The organism is Microcoleus sp. N3A4, assembly GCF_036701805.1.
Taxonomy (GTDB): domain Bacteria; phylum Cyanobacteriota; class Cyanobacteriia; order Cyanobacteriales; family Microcoleaceae; genus Microcoleus.
Map to the genome: position 1 here is coordinate 65,405 of NZ_JAUBRJ010000013.1, position 17,158 is coordinate 82,562.

Annotated in this window: 9 protein-coding genes; 2 read left to right on the plus strand and 7 right to left on the minus strand. The window is 44.8% G+C overall.

Features of this window, described 5'->3' with window-relative positions; all coding sequences use genetic code 11:
- Positions 1 to 65 precede the first annotated feature (65 nt).
- The 3 genes from QUA56_RS10325 to QUA56_RS10335 form a co-directional block, all read right to left on the minus strand.
- Positions 66 to 3,461 (minus strand): ATP-binding protein, encoded by a 3,396-nt coding sequence (locus QUA56_RS10325; protein ID WP_333356716.1) that lies wholly within the window; start codon positions 3,459 to 3,461, stop codon positions 66 to 68.
- Positions 3,462 to 3,826: 365 nt separating this feature from the next.
- Positions 3,827 to 7,102, minus strand: a complete 3,276-nt coding sequence (locus QUA56_RS10330) for a response regulator (RefSeq protein WP_333356719.1) — start codon at positions 7,100 to 7,102, stop codon at positions 3,827 to 3,829.
- 115 nt (positions 7,103 to 7,217) lie between these two features.
- Entirely contained in the window at positions 7,218 to 8,276 is a 1,059-nt protein-coding gene (locus tag QUA56_RS10335; protein WP_333356722.1) for an aliphatic sulfonate ABC transporter substrate-binding protein, read from the minus strand.
- Between the two features lie 191 nt (positions 8,277 to 8,467).
- On the opposite strand from QUA56_RS10335, the gene QUA56_RS10340 reads away from it, so the two are divergent.
- Positions 8,468 to 8,767, plus strand: a complete 300-nt coding sequence (locus QUA56_RS10340; RefSeq protein WP_333356724.1) for a DUF7734 family protein — start codon at positions 8,468 to 8,470, stop codon at positions 8,765 to 8,767.
- A 254-nt stretch (positions 8,768 to 9,021) separates the two neighbouring features.
- On the opposite strand, the gene atpC is transcribed toward QUA56_RS10340, so the two are convergent.
- From atpC to QUA56_RS10360, 4 genes are all read right to left on the minus strand, one after another.
- Positions 9,022 to 9,429, minus strand: a complete 408-nt coding sequence (atpC, locus tag QUA56_RS10345; RefSeq protein WP_333356727.1) for an ATP synthase F1 subunit epsilon — start codon at positions 9,427 to 9,429, stop codon at positions 9,022 to 9,024.
- A 197-nt stretch (positions 9,430 to 9,626) separates the two neighbouring features.
- Positions 9,627 to 11,084, minus strand: coding sequence for a F0F1 ATP synthase subunit beta (atpD, locus tag QUA56_RS10350; RefSeq protein ID WP_333356730.1), 1,458 nt, complete (start codon positions 11,082 to 11,084; stop codon positions 9,627 to 9,629).
- Between the two features lie 126 nt (positions 11,085 to 11,210).
- Entirely contained in the window at positions 11,211 to 12,011 is an 801-nt protein-coding gene (locus QUA56_RS10355; RefSeq protein ID WP_333356732.1) for a PEP-CTERM sorting domain-containing protein, read from the minus strand.
- 361 nt (positions 12,012 to 12,372) lie between these two features.
- Positions 12,373 to 12,528: a hypothetical protein gene (locus QUA56_RS10360; RefSeq protein WP_333356734.1), complete on the minus strand. Its 156-nt coding sequence runs from the start codon at positions 12,526 to 12,528 to the stop codon at positions 12,373 to 12,375.
- Positions 12,529 to 13,171: 643 nt separating this feature from the next.
- Between QUA56_RS10360 and QUA56_RS10365 the strand changes: the two genes are divergently transcribed.
- Positions 13,172 to 17,158 (plus strand): two-partner secretion domain-containing protein (locus tag QUA56_RS10365; RefSeq protein ID WP_333356737.1); only part of this gene is annotated, 3,987 nt, incomplete at its 3' end.

The following is a 17,158-nucleotide window of genomic DNA, read 5'->3' on the forward strand; positions in this document are numbered from 1 at the left end:
GTACAACTATATTTTAAAGTTTGTGCAACCATCTTTTAAAGAGAGTAGGGCGTGCAGTGCGCGCCCTATTTTTCCGTCGAAGTTTCCACCCCAGACCACCCATCCGGCGCTCCGTACATCCGATACTTGCGAGAGCGTTGGAAATACAGCATTGCTACCCGATCGTCAGGATTGATTTGTAAAATATTCTCAAATAGTTTTTGGGCGGCAACAAATTTTTGCTGGTAGTAAAAATTGAGAGCTTCTTGAAAAATCTCCATAGTTTGCTGCTTGAGTACAATGCTCTGCTCTGTTTCTGTCTCGTAAATTTCAAACACCGACACAGGATTTGTTTTTCCTTTCACAGTTACTCGATCGACAAATCTGTACTTATATTTTTCTGGATCGTCGAGGCGATCGATAATTGTACCGCTCACTAGAATTCCCGAGCCGTAAACCTTAGTCAATCCTTCCAAACGAGAGGCGAGATTCACCGCATCAGCAATCACGGTACTTTCCATCCGTTCTCGCTCGCCAATTGTACCCAACATCAAATTGCCCGCGTGCAAACCGACGCCGATCGCGATCGGACACAAACCATTTTTTTCTCGCTGCTGGTTGTAGACATTCACTTCTTTTTGCATATCAATTGCTGCTCGCACACCATCTTCGGGAGATGTAGGAAACAGTGCCATAACTGCATCACCAATGTATTTATCAATAAACCCGTTATTTTTCCTGATAGCAGGGCTAACCCTTCCCAAGTAAGTATTAATAAATGCAAAATTTTCTGCCGGTGTCATCTGTTCTGAAAGCGCCGTAAATGAGCGAATATCAGCAAACAGCACTGTCATATCTCTTTCCTGATTGTCACCTAATTTTACTTCAATAATACTCGGTTTTTCCAGCAAGCTTAGAAAATCGTGGGGTACAAACCTGCCGTAAGCTGCATTCAGTTTTGCCAGACGAATTTGCGTGTTAATTCTCGCCAACAATTCCTTTTTGATAAAAGGTTTAGTTACATAATCATTTGCTTCTAAATTAAAAGCTTCTACCAAGTCGGTAGTTTGATTTTTTGCCGTCAGCATCAGTATCGGCAGTTCTAAAGGCGAGTATTTTTTGCGGACTTCTCGACACACTTCATAACCAGTCATCAGCGGCATCATTACGTCGAGTAAAATTAAGTCTGGCTTAAATCCTGATTCAATCAGATTTAAAGCTTTTAAGCCGTTGCTCGCTTGAGTTATATCGTAGTTTTCTAGAGAAAGACTGTTGATGATAACCTGAATATTAATGGGTTCATCATCGACTACTAAAATTTTTATTTTTTGATTTTCTAACAAGTCGCTCTTGTCTGATACCTGAGAATTTATTATAGATGATTGGAATGCGAATTCAGGAGTTATCAAAATGCGAGATCCCTCAGTTAAACGCGGCTGTCTGCTGCTAAATTCCGGCTGACTATCAGATACGGGCAAAGTAAAGGTGAATTGGGAACCGACGCCTACCGTTGAAGATACCCGAATTTGCCCTCCGTGCAATTCAACTAATTGCTTGACAACCGCCAAACCTAAACCCGTGCCCCCGAATTCTCTAGCAGTGGAACCGTCAGCTTGTTCAAAGGATTCAAAAATTTGCTCTAATTTATCTTCGGGGATGCCAATGCCGGTATCGGATACAGTAATTGATAATTGGGAATTAGGCGGTGATTGTTCGTTGTCCGTTACCAATTCTGCTGAAATTTCAACGGTGCCGCTTTCGGTAAATTTAATCGCATTGCCAATTAAGTTGTAAAGTATTTGCTCCAAGCGATTCTCGTCGGCTGCTATTGGTGGCAATTCGGGAAGGACTGAGTTAATCAACTGCAAGTTTTTTTGGCCTACTAATGGCTGAGATAAGGTGAGGATAACAGAGACTATTTCTCGGATACCGACGGACTTAATTTGCAGTTCTATAGTTTTGTGTTTGAGCTGAGAAAAGTCCAGAATGTCGTTAATTAAAGAAGACAATCTTTTTCCAGACGATGAAATCAAAACTAAGTTAAAATTTGTTGATTCTGGTAGTTGTCCGGTAGCACCGTCTATTAAAGATTCTGCAATACCAATAATGCCGTTGAGGGGAGTGCGGAGTTCGTGGGAAGTATTGGCTAAGAATTCGTCTTTTAGTTTGTCCAGTCGCTGCAATTCGGTATTTTTAGTCTCTAAGGCAGTAAAAGATGCTTGCAGTTGTGCTGCCATGCTGTTAAAAGCAGTGGCAAGTACGCCCAACTCGTCGGAACGATCGAGCTTTACAGTTCTGTCAAATTGTCCTTCAGACAAAGCTATTGCTGCATCTTTTAATTTTAAAATAGGTTTGATAATCCAGCGAGAAGTGAGAATTCCTAGAACAGTTGCCATCCCCAAAGCTGCCAGACACAGGAAAACTGTAGTTCGGTTGCCGGCATGGATTTGTTCCATAAAGTCGGCTTCGGGAACGACGACGACAATCAGCCAATCTAAACTTTTGCCGTCTTGGAATGGCAGGACTTTTAAAAATTTCTTCTGACCGTTTATCTCAACATTTATTTGCTGCGATTTGCTAATTTGCTGCAAGTTTTGAAAGTGACTTTCTAAATATTTAGCTGTAGTTTGCGTTACTGCGTCGCTGCTTTCTGTAACTTTAAACAGTTCTTTTTGACCGTTTTGGGTGCGGAAAGGTTTTTCGGGTGTGGAAGTTGCCAGCAGCGTGCCGTTTCTTTCGATAATAAAAGTTTGACCGGATTTGCCTATTTTGAGGCTGTTTAAAAATTGACCGATACTGTCGAGACGCAAAGCAGCAATTAATACTCCTTCTAACTGTTTCTGGCTGTTGTAAACTGGTTGCAGCGCGCTGACGATCAATGTGGGTTCTAGGAAGGATACATAAACTGAACTCCAAGTTGGTTTGGCTTCTAAAGCCGCATAGCTGTAGGAAGGATGCTGTCGGATGTCGAAGTTTTTGACGGAGGCTGCTACTGTCGTGCGATCGCCCGTATCATTAGTATTGTAAGAATAAAAATCAAAACCTGTAGACGGCCCCGATGCGTTAATCAATAAAGTGCCGTTCGACATCTTTTCGCCGGTGCGATATTCTCCATCTGAATTAGCGATCGACGTAAAATTGATATAAGGATATAATTGCACTTGCCGCCACAGATACTTTTCCCAAGCTGACAAGTTTTTCATGTTCACAAAACCCAGTTTCACTGCATCCAGCTTGCTTTGATTGATTTGGTGCGGAGTTTGCAGATAAGTTCTCAAATTTTGCTCGATGCGATTGCTCACCTCCCCCATCAACTGACCGGCAAGGTCATTAACTGCTCTTTGAGAGTTCCTAAATGATAAATATCCCACAATTCCCACGGCTGCAAATACTTGCAATACAAACGGAACTATGAGTACAGTTTGCAGCGTCGCTTTTCCTGCAAGTTTGGTAACTAAGCGCTTGATAGAAAGAGTTGACATAACATTAATTTAGCTTCAAAGACACAGTTGACACTCGGATCGAATCTGCACCGCTGTTAAGTATTGTAAACCATTTTGTACTTAAACAAAATTTACGCAAGGAACGACCGATTCTCGGTTTCTTCCTGAATCCCTGTCAAACCTGAGATTTTTCAGATCAACCGGGTTTCTTTCTCGCATAGCTTTCCGCAGTAGATTTGAGTTTGAAGTCAAAAGCAGCGTGCTCGACGGCGTATCTTTCAGGAAAACTCCCAATTTTGGGGCCGAATACTTCGGCCTGAATGTATTATCACTGAGACCAGGTACAAAAAACCGGATAAACACATAAAAATTTTGACCCTCAGCTTAATGCTACTTTTATTTTACTACTTGTCATCCAAAGCTTCTATCCCCGACCATCCTTCAGGCACTCCATACATTCGATTCTTCAGAGAGCGCTGGCAGTAGATTGCTGCTAACTTATCTTGAGGATTTGTTTCGCAAATGTTCTTGAATATTTTTTGCGCTTTAGTAAAACTTTGGTCGAAATAAAGATCCAGACCTTTTTGAAATGCAGCAGCAGTTTCCTGCTTGAGTTTAATGCTTTGTTCTGTTTCAGCATCATAAATTTCAAACACCGACACGGCAGATTTTTTGCCTTTTACTGTGACTCGATCGACAAATCTATACTTGTATTTTTCTCGATCGCCCACACGCTCTAAAATTGAATCGCTAACTAGAATTCCCGCTCCGTAAACCTTAGTCAATCCTTCCAAACGAGACGCGAGATTCACCGCATCAGCAATCACCGTACTTTCCATCCGTTCTTGCTCCCCAATCGTACCCAACATTAAACTACCCGCGTGCAAACCGATGCCGATCGTAATCGGTGCGTAATTGCTTAGTCGTCGGTGCTGGTTGTAAATAATAACTTGTTTTTGCATTTCCACCGCCGCGCGAACAGCATCGTCTGCCGACTCAGGAAATAGTGCCATAATCGCATCGCCAATATATTTATCGATGAAACCTTGGTGAGCGCGAATTACCGGACTCACTCGGCTGAGATAGCTGTTGATAAAATTAAAGTTTTCTTGAGGAGTCATCGCTTCTGATATAGTCGTAAAGGAGCGAATGTCAGAAAATAAAATTGTCATTTCTTTCTGAATCTGATCGCCTAGTCGGACATCAACAATACTTTCGTGTCCCAAAAATCGCAGAAAGTCGTGGGGGACAAATCTACCGTAAGCTGCATTGATTTTTGCCAGACGGATGTGAGTTTTGATTCTGGCTAGCAATTCATTTTTGACAAACGGTTTAGTTAAAAAATCATTGGCTCCTGCATTGAAACCTTGCACTAAGTCAGATACTTGATTTTTGGCGGTTAGCATCACAATTGGTACTTCGATAGCGGTGAATTTCTGCCGGATTTTCTCGCAAACTTCGTAACCAGTCATCCGCGGCATCATGAGATCTAGCAATATCAGATCGGGCTTGTAGCCTCTGTCTATAAGGGCTAAAGCTTCTCTACCGCTGCTAGCTTTGGCGAGCGCATATTTTTCGAGAAGTAAATTGTTAGCCAGTACCTGAATATTCACAGGTTCGTCATCTACAATCAAGATTTTCACCAGACTCTTTTCTTGGCATTCTCGATCGTCGCTAAAACTGCGATCGTTAAAACTTGGTGCAGCAGTTGCATTAGTTATTAACTGGCGATCGTTGGTTCTTGAAACTAAAGACGGCCGAACCGTTGCTGGCAAATGCTTGCGCTCAATGTACTGATTTTGAGAGATTGGCAAACTAAAGGTAAACTGCGAACCAATACCTAGTTTTGAAGATACCTGTATTTCGCCGCCGTGCAGTTCGACCAACTGCTTTGTAACTGCCAAACCTAAACCAGTTCCTCCGTATTCTCTAGCAGTGGAACCGTCTGCTTGTTCAAAAGATTTAAAAATTCGTTCTAATTTATCTTCAGCAATGCCAATACCAGTATCGGATACAGTAATTTGCAGTTTTGACCTGACAATTAAAGATTGAATCTGACTTGTTACTGAACTTTCTTTGTCTGTCAAAGGTGCCGAATCCAAGCCGATCGCATTAGCCGAAATTTCTACAGTACCATTGTCGGTAAATTTAATCGCGTTTCCGATTAAGTTATAAAGAATTTGTTGCACTCGATTTTCATCGGCATCCACGAGGGGAATGTCGCGAGTGACTGAATTAATTAACTGCAAATTTTTTGTACCAATTAGAGGTAGAGAAAGAGTCACCACAATATCGACAATTTCTCGGATGCCAACCGGCTTGATTTGCAGTTCAATATTTTTATGTCTCAGCTTTGAGAAATCGAGAATGTCGTTGATGAGATTGCACAGTCTTCTGCCGCTAGATGCAATAATTTCCAGATTGGAAATAGTCTGTTCTGGCAATTGTCCTGTAGCACCGTCGATCAAAGATTCAGTTAAACCGATAATGCCGTTAAGCGGGGTGCGGAGTTCGTGAGAAGTGTTGGCTAAAAATTCGTCTTTGAGTTTGTCAAGTCGCTGCAATTGGGCATTTTGATGCTCTAATTTTGTGAAAGATACTTCCAATTGACCTGCCATGCTGTTGAAAGCATTAGCTAATTTTCCGAGTTCGTTTGATGCCGCAATATTTACCCGAGTTTCAAACATTCCGCTACTCATTTTAGTAGCGGCAGATGTTAGGCATTTCAAAGGATTTGTAATCGATCGAGCAAAAGCAATTCCCAAGCCCACGGCGACGAGGGCGCTGGCAAGGGTAACTGCACCCATGACGTATAGGAGCGATCGCACGGGGGCGTAAGCTTCGGCAGTAGGTAGCTCTACAACCACCATCCACTGCACCCTCCGCACGATCGCACCCGTACCCGTGACTTCTTCCCCGCGCAAGCCTCGATAAACGATCGGAGATTGAATCCCCGAAGCTAAAGCTAATTTGGATAACTCTCGCACAAAGGGCCGCCCTCTCAAATCTTGCAGTAAATACGGATTAATTTTGCTTCCGGTTTCCGAAATCAGCATCGAGCGGTGGTCGAGAACGTAGCTGTATCCAGTTTTTCCAACTTGCGATCGGGCGGCAATTTGAGTTAAAAAATTGAGACTAACTCTGGCAAATAATACTCCGGCAATTTGATTGTTATTATCGCGAACAGGCACTGCTAAGTTAACAACATTCACCGCTGTTTTTAAATCGACATCTACTGGACTAACATAATTTTGAGTTTGGCTAAAAGTCTGCCAAAATATAGGTGTTTCTGCTGAAATACCTGCTAAATTTAAGGTAGAAATCGAGAAAGATTCGTAAGGCGACATCGCCTGTACTACTTGACCTTTACTGTTGAAAATTCCGACCACTTCGTAGGCGCTGTTGCTGTTGACCAATCCTTCGAGAATGCTGCGCTGAGTTTCAGGATTAAATTCTGTTAAACCGCGCAATTCTGACAAATAATTCAGTTGGCGCTGCAAGTTATCCAGATAAGCGCTAATTTGGACAGCAGCAGCTTGCGATCGCTCGTACTGAAGCTGTTTTGTCTGTTCTATTTGTCCCCGAAAGCTGAGGTAAGCTAAGGTACTTCCCGCCATCAATACGCTTGCCACAACAATCGAGACAAAACCGTAACGCAGTTGATTGGCAATTGATGACATTTGATTCTGCTAGTTAACAGTTCGATCTCACTCTATAGGATACACCAAATTGCCTTTTTAAGACTTGCGGAATCGCAACCGTTGATTTATCGATACCTTTGCCTGAGTTCTGGTTTTATAAATCTAATTTTTGTTTCCAAATAACATCTTCAATCCAAAGGCGATCGGGAAGCAGTCCCAAGCGAAAGAAAATTTCAGCAATCCGCTGCTGTTCTTCAACAGCCCTGTCTTGAATTGGCAGCACATCGTAGCGGCGGCTTTTGGTTAACATGATAGCTGTGGCTATTTTCATTCCGGTTCGAGCGCTGATAAATTCCGCTGCTCGCTGGGGATTTTTAGTTATCCAAGTAGCCATCTGTCGCGTTTCTCCCATCACTATTTTAACAATATCGGGAAAGTCGCTAGCAAAGGAGCGACTGGCTAAATAGAAGTTTCTATCATTCATCAGTCCGTCGCTGTTAGTCAAGAAATGAACAGGCATAGTTTCCTGTAACTGAGCTAGAAATGGCTGCCAAATCGCCCAAGCATCAACCTCGCCTCTCACAAATGCTTCCTGAGCTTTTGGCGGAGGCAAATCGACCAATTTGGCATCTTTTAACTGCAAGCCGCCTTGAGTTAACGCCCGAATTAACAAATAGTGACCTGCGGTTTTCTGAGTTGCTGCTATTTTCTTGCCTTTGAGATCCGCTAGAGTCCGAATTGGAGAATCTTGAGGAACTATGATGCCAATGCTTCCAGGTAAAGCTGAATCATTAGCAATATAAACAAAAGGTACGCCGTCTGATTGGGCAAAAATTGGCGGCGCAACTCCTGCATAACCCAGATCGATTTTTCCTTTTCCTATTGCTGCTAAAATTGGCGGCCCTGCGGCAAATTCCGTCCATTCTACAGACCACCCTATTTCTGCTAAACGGGTTTCCAAAGAGCTTTTAGCTTTGAGATAAAAGAGCGCTCCGAAACGCTGATGGCCGATTCTGACAACTCTTGTTAAGTTTGATGGTGCATTTTGGGTTTTTGCTGTAGAGTTATTTATTAGCTGTGAGTTGCAACTTCCCAGAGCTAAACTCAAGCAAAAAACGAGCATGAATAGCAGCGTATATCCCCAAGCAAAACGTCGTTTAATAATATTTTTAATGCAAAACGATAATTGAAACCTAGTTTTTATGTGGTTCATAAAATATCGTATAAGTAGGTTTTGCAGGACAAAAATATTCCAGAATTTTTTTACAGTATTTATATTATGTCAGCTTACTTCCTGATGTCAAAAAAGGTCTGAATTAAAAATAAAAATTTAGCTGTCTGTCCCTGAAATTAGCCGCAAAATTAAGCTATATTATAGCAGGTTTCAGGAAAGTGATATTTGCTATGGCTGACTCTATTGCTCGCCGCTTGGAACAATACACGGTAAAACGATCGCACGAAGTTTTAATCGTCAAAGCCCAAATAGACGGCGAATTAGATGAAATTGCTATTTTTAAAGGCTTTTCTAGCTCTCTGACGCGATCGACCGCAAGCGATCCAGAAGTGCCAGTTTTGCCGGAGGAAGCAAAAATTGTCAGTGTCGATCGGCTGGAGAGTCCCTACAATCCAAATAACCCCCGCTATCTTCAGCAGGGGTTATCTTGGGAAACAATGCAATTTCTCTTGTCTGAGGTGGGAGTTTAGCAAAACATTAGGGACACAGTAATGTTCATTCGTGTCAACAACCAGCTTAAAACCCCGGATAAATATCGCTTTTGCCTGAGTCTAGATCCCCCTAAATCCCCCTTAATAAGGGGGACTTTGAGTGCTTCGAGTTCCCCCCTTATTAAGGGGGGTTAGGGGGGATCTAGACTGGGGCATAAACGAGAGATACATAAGGTTTTCAGTCTTAACTTGACACCAATTAACAATGTTGTGTTCCTACCCGCGCGCGATCGCTAGAGCGTGCCGCCGGCAGCTTGGAAACGAGCTCTCGCGCGTTTGATTGCTTGTTTAGCTTGAATTTGCTCTTGCAAAGTGCCGCTACCGGACTTTTCCAAACGAGCTTCTGCTTCGGTGTAAGCAGTACGAGCAGCTTCTTTATCAATGGTTTCGCCTTTTTCAGCGCCGTTGACAAGAATAGTAACTTTGTTTTCTTGGATTTCTGCAAAGCCACCCATCAGAGCAATAGACACCCATTCCTTGGCGGGACGGACGCGCATCACTCCGGTATCCAAAGCCGTCAACATCGGAGCGTGACCGCTTAAAATACCTAATTGGCCTGTGGTGCTCGGCAGAATTACTTCTTCAGCATTAGAATCCCAAACAGTTTTGTCTGGGGCAACTACGCGCACAGTTAATGTCATAAAGTGTCACTTGTCAGTTGTCAGTTGTCAGTTATCAGTTGTCAGTTGTCAGTTGTCAGTTGCCAGTTATCAGTTGCCAGTTGTCAGTTGTCAGTTGTCAGTTGTTACCAATAACCAATAACTAATAACAAATAACTAATAACTACTGACTGCTGACTAATGACTACTGACTGCTGACTACTGACTAATGACTAAAATTACTTGGCGTCAGCTTTCATTTTTTCAGCTTTGGCGATCGCCTCGCTAATGTCGCCCACCAGATAGAAAGCTTGTTCTGGTAACTCATCAAGTTCACCAGCGAGAATCATTTGGAAGCCCTTAATCGTATCTGCCAGCTTGACATACTTACCGGGGGAACCAGTAAACACTTCCGCCACAAAGAACGGCTGCGATAAGAACCGTTCAATTTTGCGAGCGCGAGACACTGTTAAGCGGTCATCTTCCGACAGCTCGTCCAAACCCAAAATTGCAATAATGTCTTGCAATTCCTTGTAGCGTTGCAGAGTTGACTGCACCTGACGAGCAACACCATAGTGCTCTTCGCCGACAACGCTAACTTGCAACATTGTAGACGTAGAATCCAGCGGATCGACGGCCGGATAAATACCCTTAGAAGCCAAACCGCGAGACAACACAGTTGTAGCGTCCAAGTGAGCAAAAGTTGTAGCCGGTGCGGGGTCAGTCAAGTCATCCGCAGGTACGTACACAGCTTGAACCGAAGTAATCGAACCTTCGGTAGTCGAAGTAATCCGTTCTTGCAAGTCGCCCATATCCGTACCGAGAGTCGGCTGATATCCCACAGCCGAAGGCATCCGACCCAACAGAGCCGATACCTCAGAACCCGCTTGCACGAACCGGAAGATATTGTCAATGAACAAGAGCACGTCTTGCTTGCTGATATCGCGGAAGTATTCGGCCATCGCCAGAGCCGACAGGCCCACGCGCATCCGAGCACCAGGCGGCTCGTTCATTTGACCGTAAACCAAGGCAATTTTTGACTTGCTGCGGTCTTCTTCGTTAATAACCCCAGACTCGATCATTTCTTTGTAGAGGTCATTACCTTCGCGGGTGCGCTCGCCCACACCGCCGAACACGGACACGCCGCCGTGAGCCTTGGCGATGTTGTTCACGAGTTCCATCATAATCACGGTTTTGCCGACGCCTGCGCCACCGAACAAACCGATTTTGCCACCGCGGCGGTAGGGGGCCAGGAGGTCGATCACCTTGATCCCAGTTTCAAACACCGAAGGCTTGGTTTCCAGTTCGGTGAAAGCCGGCGGGTTGCGGTGGATGGGCATACTTTCGGAAGTATTGACCGGGCCGAGGTTGTCTACGGGTTGGCCGATGACGTTAAAAATGCGGCCGAGAGTTGGGATTCCGACGGGAACTTGGATCGATTCCCCGGTATCTACTACTTCCATGCCGCGCACCAAGCCGTCGGTGGTACTCATCGAAACTGCACGCACTTGGGTGTCTCCGAGCAGTTGCTGAACTTCGCAAGTAACAGCAATGTCTTGACCTGCTTCGTTTTTGCCGGAAATTGTGAGAGCGTTATAGATTTGGGGCAGTTTGCCGCCTGGGAATTTTACGTCTACAACCGGCCCGATGATTTGGGTGATGTAGCCTACGTTCGTTTTTGTTGCGGTGGATACCATGAATAGTGCCTTCGTTAGGATGCTATTTTTCCGATATTGGAAAAACTCTTAACATTTAGAAATGCTATTCCTCAGAGTACCACTGAACAGACGCACTATTTAGATTTGTATGGGGCTGGTTAAGAGTCATTTTTCTGGTTGCTGCTGTGGCTTTTTTTTCCTGCGAGCTGCAGCCAAAGCCCCGATCCCCAGAATAGTCCCGAACACTGTGACTGGTTCGGGGGCTAACTCAGCCGACACGGTGAAGTCTTGGTAGTCAACGTCGTTTTCTCCTCCAGCATCGTCGAAGGAGATTTTTGTGCCCTGAGCCAGTTGGCTCATTGTGAGCAATGAATATTGGTCTGGGCCTTTACCGCCGTTGATGTTTGTAAATGAGTCGTTGGAGCTGTAGTCGAGCTTAAAGTCGCCAAATACGGCTTGCTGACAGCCCGCCACCAGACAGTCATCTCTCCGGAACTCGGTGCCTGCGGCAAACCATTCCGGGCTATTCATGAAGGTGCTTGACGAGACGTACTGCTCCAATTGTTGGCCGGTGCCGGTGTCGCTCCACAGCAGCAGGGCATAAATTTCATCCTGCAAAAATGTGAAGGTTTGGGTGATGGAGCCGTTGTCGGAGGTGACACCGCTGCCGAAGCTTCCCTTCCATTCATCGGCGTTGCCGTTATCTGAGGGTTGGATCTCGGAAAACAGTATGGCGATGTTGGTGTAGCCAGTGTTTCCTGGCAGAGCTTGGGCGATCGACAAGGTGGATTTGTAACTGCCGTGAGATTGGTCGAAGGTAAAATTTATATTTGTATCTCGATCGAACTGGATGCCGCTGGTGCCAAACATGAAAGCTCGGACGGGCGTGCAGATGCTGAGCAAAATTGTGCTTGCCAAGCTGGCGACTGTAAAAGATGTTTTTTTGACTAGCGTTAAGGTAGTCATAACCCTGATTCCTCCAGTATTATTGGGTAGTAAGGTGGAAAATGCCATGTTGCCGTGACGCGAACAGACGATCGCCAGCCTGTGATATTTAGGACGATCGTCATAGCTGCAAAGAGACTTTACAGCAGTGACTCTACAGACCGAGCTTACCTAGGTGTCTCTTTGAGTAAATCAGTGCTTGTTGTTCTAAGAGTTTTCACTGATACTAGAGTGCCACACTTTAATCTGTTACAGCAAGATTTTCACCCAGTCTCCATTTCCAAGCTACTACATTGATTCGTGCCGATAACGGTCTCAAGCTGACTGCAAGACTTGCAAATATTAGCTTTCATCAAAAATACATAAAAATTTTACTCAAGCTTTATAAAGTTTTGGTAAAGATCGTCCAAAAAATATAAAGTTTTTGAGAGAAAGTCGGCTGTTCGGTCAGTTGCCTCTCAAAGCGGGCTGCAAGCTGCTTGCCCGGTGCAGAAGACAGCAGCGGCCGCGAGTAAGAATTTAAGCGAGTTTTTGCCACTCAAAGCAAGCGGGAGAACAGGCGATCTATACTTACGTACTTTTGACTAATATTCCAAGTTTTTAAACCTCTAAACCTCGGGTTCCGCGCCATATTTTCACCAACAGTCGCGGACGCCTAAACCCGGTTGTTAAGGTAATTGCGTCAGTCGATTTGAGATTTGAGAATTGAGATTTACTCGACAGATGAATCTGGGCTCTTCAACAAGAGTCTAAAATTTCGATCTCTCCACCACAACGTTCGCAAGTATCCATTTTTGGGCTGGGTCATTCGATTTGAGATTTGAGATTTGAGATTTTGGATTGACTCCACGGATCGAGTCGGGGGCTTGAGGATTTTAGATTCCAGATGCTTTCGATTGATTCCACGGATCGCGTGGCGGGTACCACCTTTGAAATTCGCTTGTCAGGGAAACAGTGAAAGTGGAAACAAGAAACCAAGTTTTATTGCCCGCGCTTGAGTGTTAGTAAAAAAAACTGTTTCTACGTAAATCCTAGTAATTAAACACATACATTTCCTTCGGCTTCCACTCTTAATTATTCAATTATAAAAAATCGGGCTATCCTATTGACATGAGGAATTTTTATGAGTAAAAATAGGATCAATAAATACGATCGCACTTTAATCACAATCTTTAAACACAATGACAGCCAACAGACTGCATTTACTCGGATGGTTATTCATTGTTGGCTGGCTGAGTGCAGCGGCGGGTTCGGCAAACGCGCAACCCATCGCCCCGGCACCAGACGGCACTAACACAGTTGTTACTCCCAGCGGCAACCGCTACGACATTTCCGGGGGGTCTTTCAGCGGAGATCGGGCTAATCTTTTTCACAGTTTTACTCAGTTTGGCCTCAGCGAAGGTCAAACTGCTAACTTTCTGACAAATCCCAGTATTCAAAATATTTTGGGGCGGATTACTGGGGGTAATGCTTCTTTAATCAATGGCTTAATTCAAGTTACGGGCGGCAATTCCAATTTATTTTTGATGAATCCTGCCGGCATAATTTTCGGGCCGAATGCCAGTCTCAACGTGCCTGGATCTTTTAACGCTACTACGGCGACAGGCATTGGTTTTGGGAACAATCAGTGGTTTAGCGCGATCGGCAACAACAACTGGGCAACATTAATTGGGACGCCGAACAGTTTTGCGTTTGCAAATTTCCCAGGAGGAAGCATTGTTAATGCAGGCAATTTGACGGTGGCACCAGGTCAAAGTTTAACTTTGGTCGGAGGTACGGTTGTCAATACCGGTCAGCTAACTGCGCCTAGCGGCAGTATTCTCATCAGCGCTGTACCCGGTAACAATTTGGTGCGGATCAGTCAAGCGGGAAATTTATTGAGTTTGGATATTCAGCCGACAGCAACTCAAAGTTCGCTGCCGAACAATTGGACGCAGCCGGTGTTATCTTTGCCGGAGTTGCTGACAGGAAAAGGTGCGGCACAGGCAACGGGTTTGACGGTAAATCCCAATGGCGAAGTTGTGTTGACGGGGAATGTTGCTGTGCCGGTAACTGGGGGAACTGCGATCGCATCCGGCACTCTCAATGTCTCTGGCAACACTGGCGGCAACGTTAACATCTTGGGTGACAAAGTAGGTGTTATTGCGGGCAAGATCGATGCTTCTGGTGTTAACGGCGCAGGTAATGTACTGATTGGGGGAGATTATCAGGGTTTGGGGACGGTGCCCAATGCTGCGCGGACTTTTGTCAGCAGCGACTCGACGATTAATGCTGATGCTGTTAGCAATGGTAATGGCGGGCGAGTGATAGTTTGGGCTGATGAAACTACTCGCTTTAATGGGAATATTACGGCGAGAGGTGGCTTGTTTTCTGGGAATGGCGGCTTTGTGGAAGTTTCGGGAAAGCAATCGCTGGATTTTCAAGGATTAGTTGATTTGCGATCGACCTTTGGGATTGCTGGAACTTTATTGTTAGATCCTACTGATATCACTATTAGTACAGGTGGGGATACTGTAGGAGACAGTTTTTCAGCAGGGGGAGTATTTACGCCCTCGGGTGCTACTTCTACAATCAATAATGGGACGCTGCAAACGCAACTGGGTTTAAGCAATGTCACTATTTCCACTGCATCGGGTTTTGCCAGTTTAGGCGACATTACAGTAAGTGCTCCCGTTGCTTGGAATAATAGTAATTCTCTGACGCTGCAAGCGAATAATAATATTACTGTTAATCAACCTATTAGTAATCAGGGCAATGGTGCGATCGCGTTAAATGCTAGTAATGCAATATCAGTCAATGCCAACCTTACTACTAACGGCGGAAATATTACCCTCACCAGTACCAATGATATCAACACCTCTTTGGGAAAAATTAATTCCCAATCCACTTCAGGAGGAAATGGAGGAGCGATCGCCCTTTCAACGGCGGGTGGTAACATTAATACTGGCGACTTTCTTTCCAATTCGAATGCAGCAGGTACGGGAGGGGACATCACCCTTTCTGTTACTGCGGGAACAGGTGCGATCGACACGACTGCTGGATCTGTGGAGTCCTCTTCACCATTAGGAACTGGGGGCGCGATCGCACTTTCCACTGCTGGTGGTAAGATCGATACTGGTTTTATGATTTCCGGTGGTCAATCGGGAGGAAAAATCACCCTCTCTGTCACCGGAGGAACAGGCGCGATCGACACGACTGCTGGAACTCTCTATTCCACTTCCCAATCAGGAAATGGGGGTGCGATCGCACTTTCCACTGCTGGTGGTAACATTACTACTGGTGTTGTGGGTTCCCTTTCCTCTGGTGCAGGTACGGGAGGAAAGATCACCCTCTCTGTCACCGGAGGAACAGGCGCGATTGACACCTCTAATAGCTATCTGAATTCCGCTTCTCAGTCAGGAAATGGGGGTGCGATCGCACTTTCCACTGCTGGTGGTAACATTACTGCCGATCTAAATTCCGCTTCTCAGTCAGGAAATGGAGGCGCGATCGCCGTCTCAACTACTGGTGGTAGCATTAGTGCTAGTCTAAATTCCGCTTCATCAGGTGCAGGTACGGGAGGGAATATCACCCTCTCTACCGGAGGAATAGGCGCGATTGACACCACTGGCAAATTATTAAATTCCTCTTCTGAGTCAGGAAATGGAGGAGCAATTTCCCTAACGGCTCCAGGTGGCATTACAACAGGTGGGATTAATTCCAGTACAAATTCAACTGCTAGCAGCAGTACAGCAGGAACAATTACTTTTAATCCGAGTACGAGCAATATTACCCTTAGTGGTAATATTAATGCATCTGCTCAAACTGGAAGTGGTAACAGTATCAGTTTCCCAACAAAAGTCATCCTCACTCAATCCATTACAAACATCACAACTTCAGGAACCGCGAAAAGTGGAGAGATTACCTTTGGCGGGACTGTTGATGGCACTATTTACGGCAACAATCAATTAAACATTACTACTGGCACTGTAAATTTTAATGGGCCTGTAGGTGGCACTACTCCCTTGGCTGCACTTGCAGTAGATGCAAATACCAATATTACCAGCACAGGCGCTATAAGTATCACCACAACTGGCGATATTTCCACGGGCGATATTACGAATTCCGGACGTGCGATCGCCCTTACCAGCAACAATGGCAATATTGATACGAGTGCAGGGGCAATTGATACCACATCTAGTACCGGAAATGGTGGCCCGATTACACTAAGTGCCAACAATATTAATGCTAGTAATCTTAACTCCAGTTCCACTGCTGGCAATGGCGGAAACATCACACTAACGGGCAAAACAGGCAACATTTTTGCATACTCAGGAGTAGTTAATTCTAGTTCTAGTTCCGGTGCCGGTGGAGATATCGCGATCGCAACTCCCAATCAAGTTGGGATAAATGGCATTGATGGTAATGGATTGCCCGGTACTGGAAATATTAGCATTAGCGGCAATGAGATTGGCTTTTCGGGAACAGATTCCGTGCAGGGTAAAGGCACTTTTTCAATTGCGCCGTTTTCGCCGAATGTAGGAATCCGCTTCCAGACTGGACTTGGTGACGATCCGCAGGCGATCGATGTAGGAACACCGTTTTTATCTTCATTGCGTAATGGCTTTAGTGCCATTGTTTTCGGAGGGAACACTACTACAGGCAATATCACTGTAGAGAATTTGCCAGTATCTTTTGCAGATCCTGTGACTTTCAATACTCAAGGCACTATTTTTGTCAATCCCAATCAATCGATTTCGGGAACTGATAATGCTTCAATTACTCTCAATGCTACAACTAATAACTTAAATGGCAATATTACCACCCAATCTCAAGATATCACAATTAACGGCAATATCTTAGTTGGAGATAGTGTCTTAGTCAGCAATGGCAATTCAGCAGGTGGCAATATTCTGTTTAACAATAACATTGATGGCAGCGGCAATCTCACTTTAGAAACAGGTACAGTAAACTTTTCAGTTAAATCGGCAATAGGCAACACCACACCATTAGGAAATATCACCGTCAAGAGTGCTGGTACAGCTACATTTAATGCTGTCACGGCTACCAGTTTCACCACTAATGTTGGTGGCACAACTACACTCAATGGCAATGTCAAGACAATCGGCCCTCAAACCTACGGAGATGCTGTCACAATTGCCAAAAATCCGACTCTCACAGGCAACGGC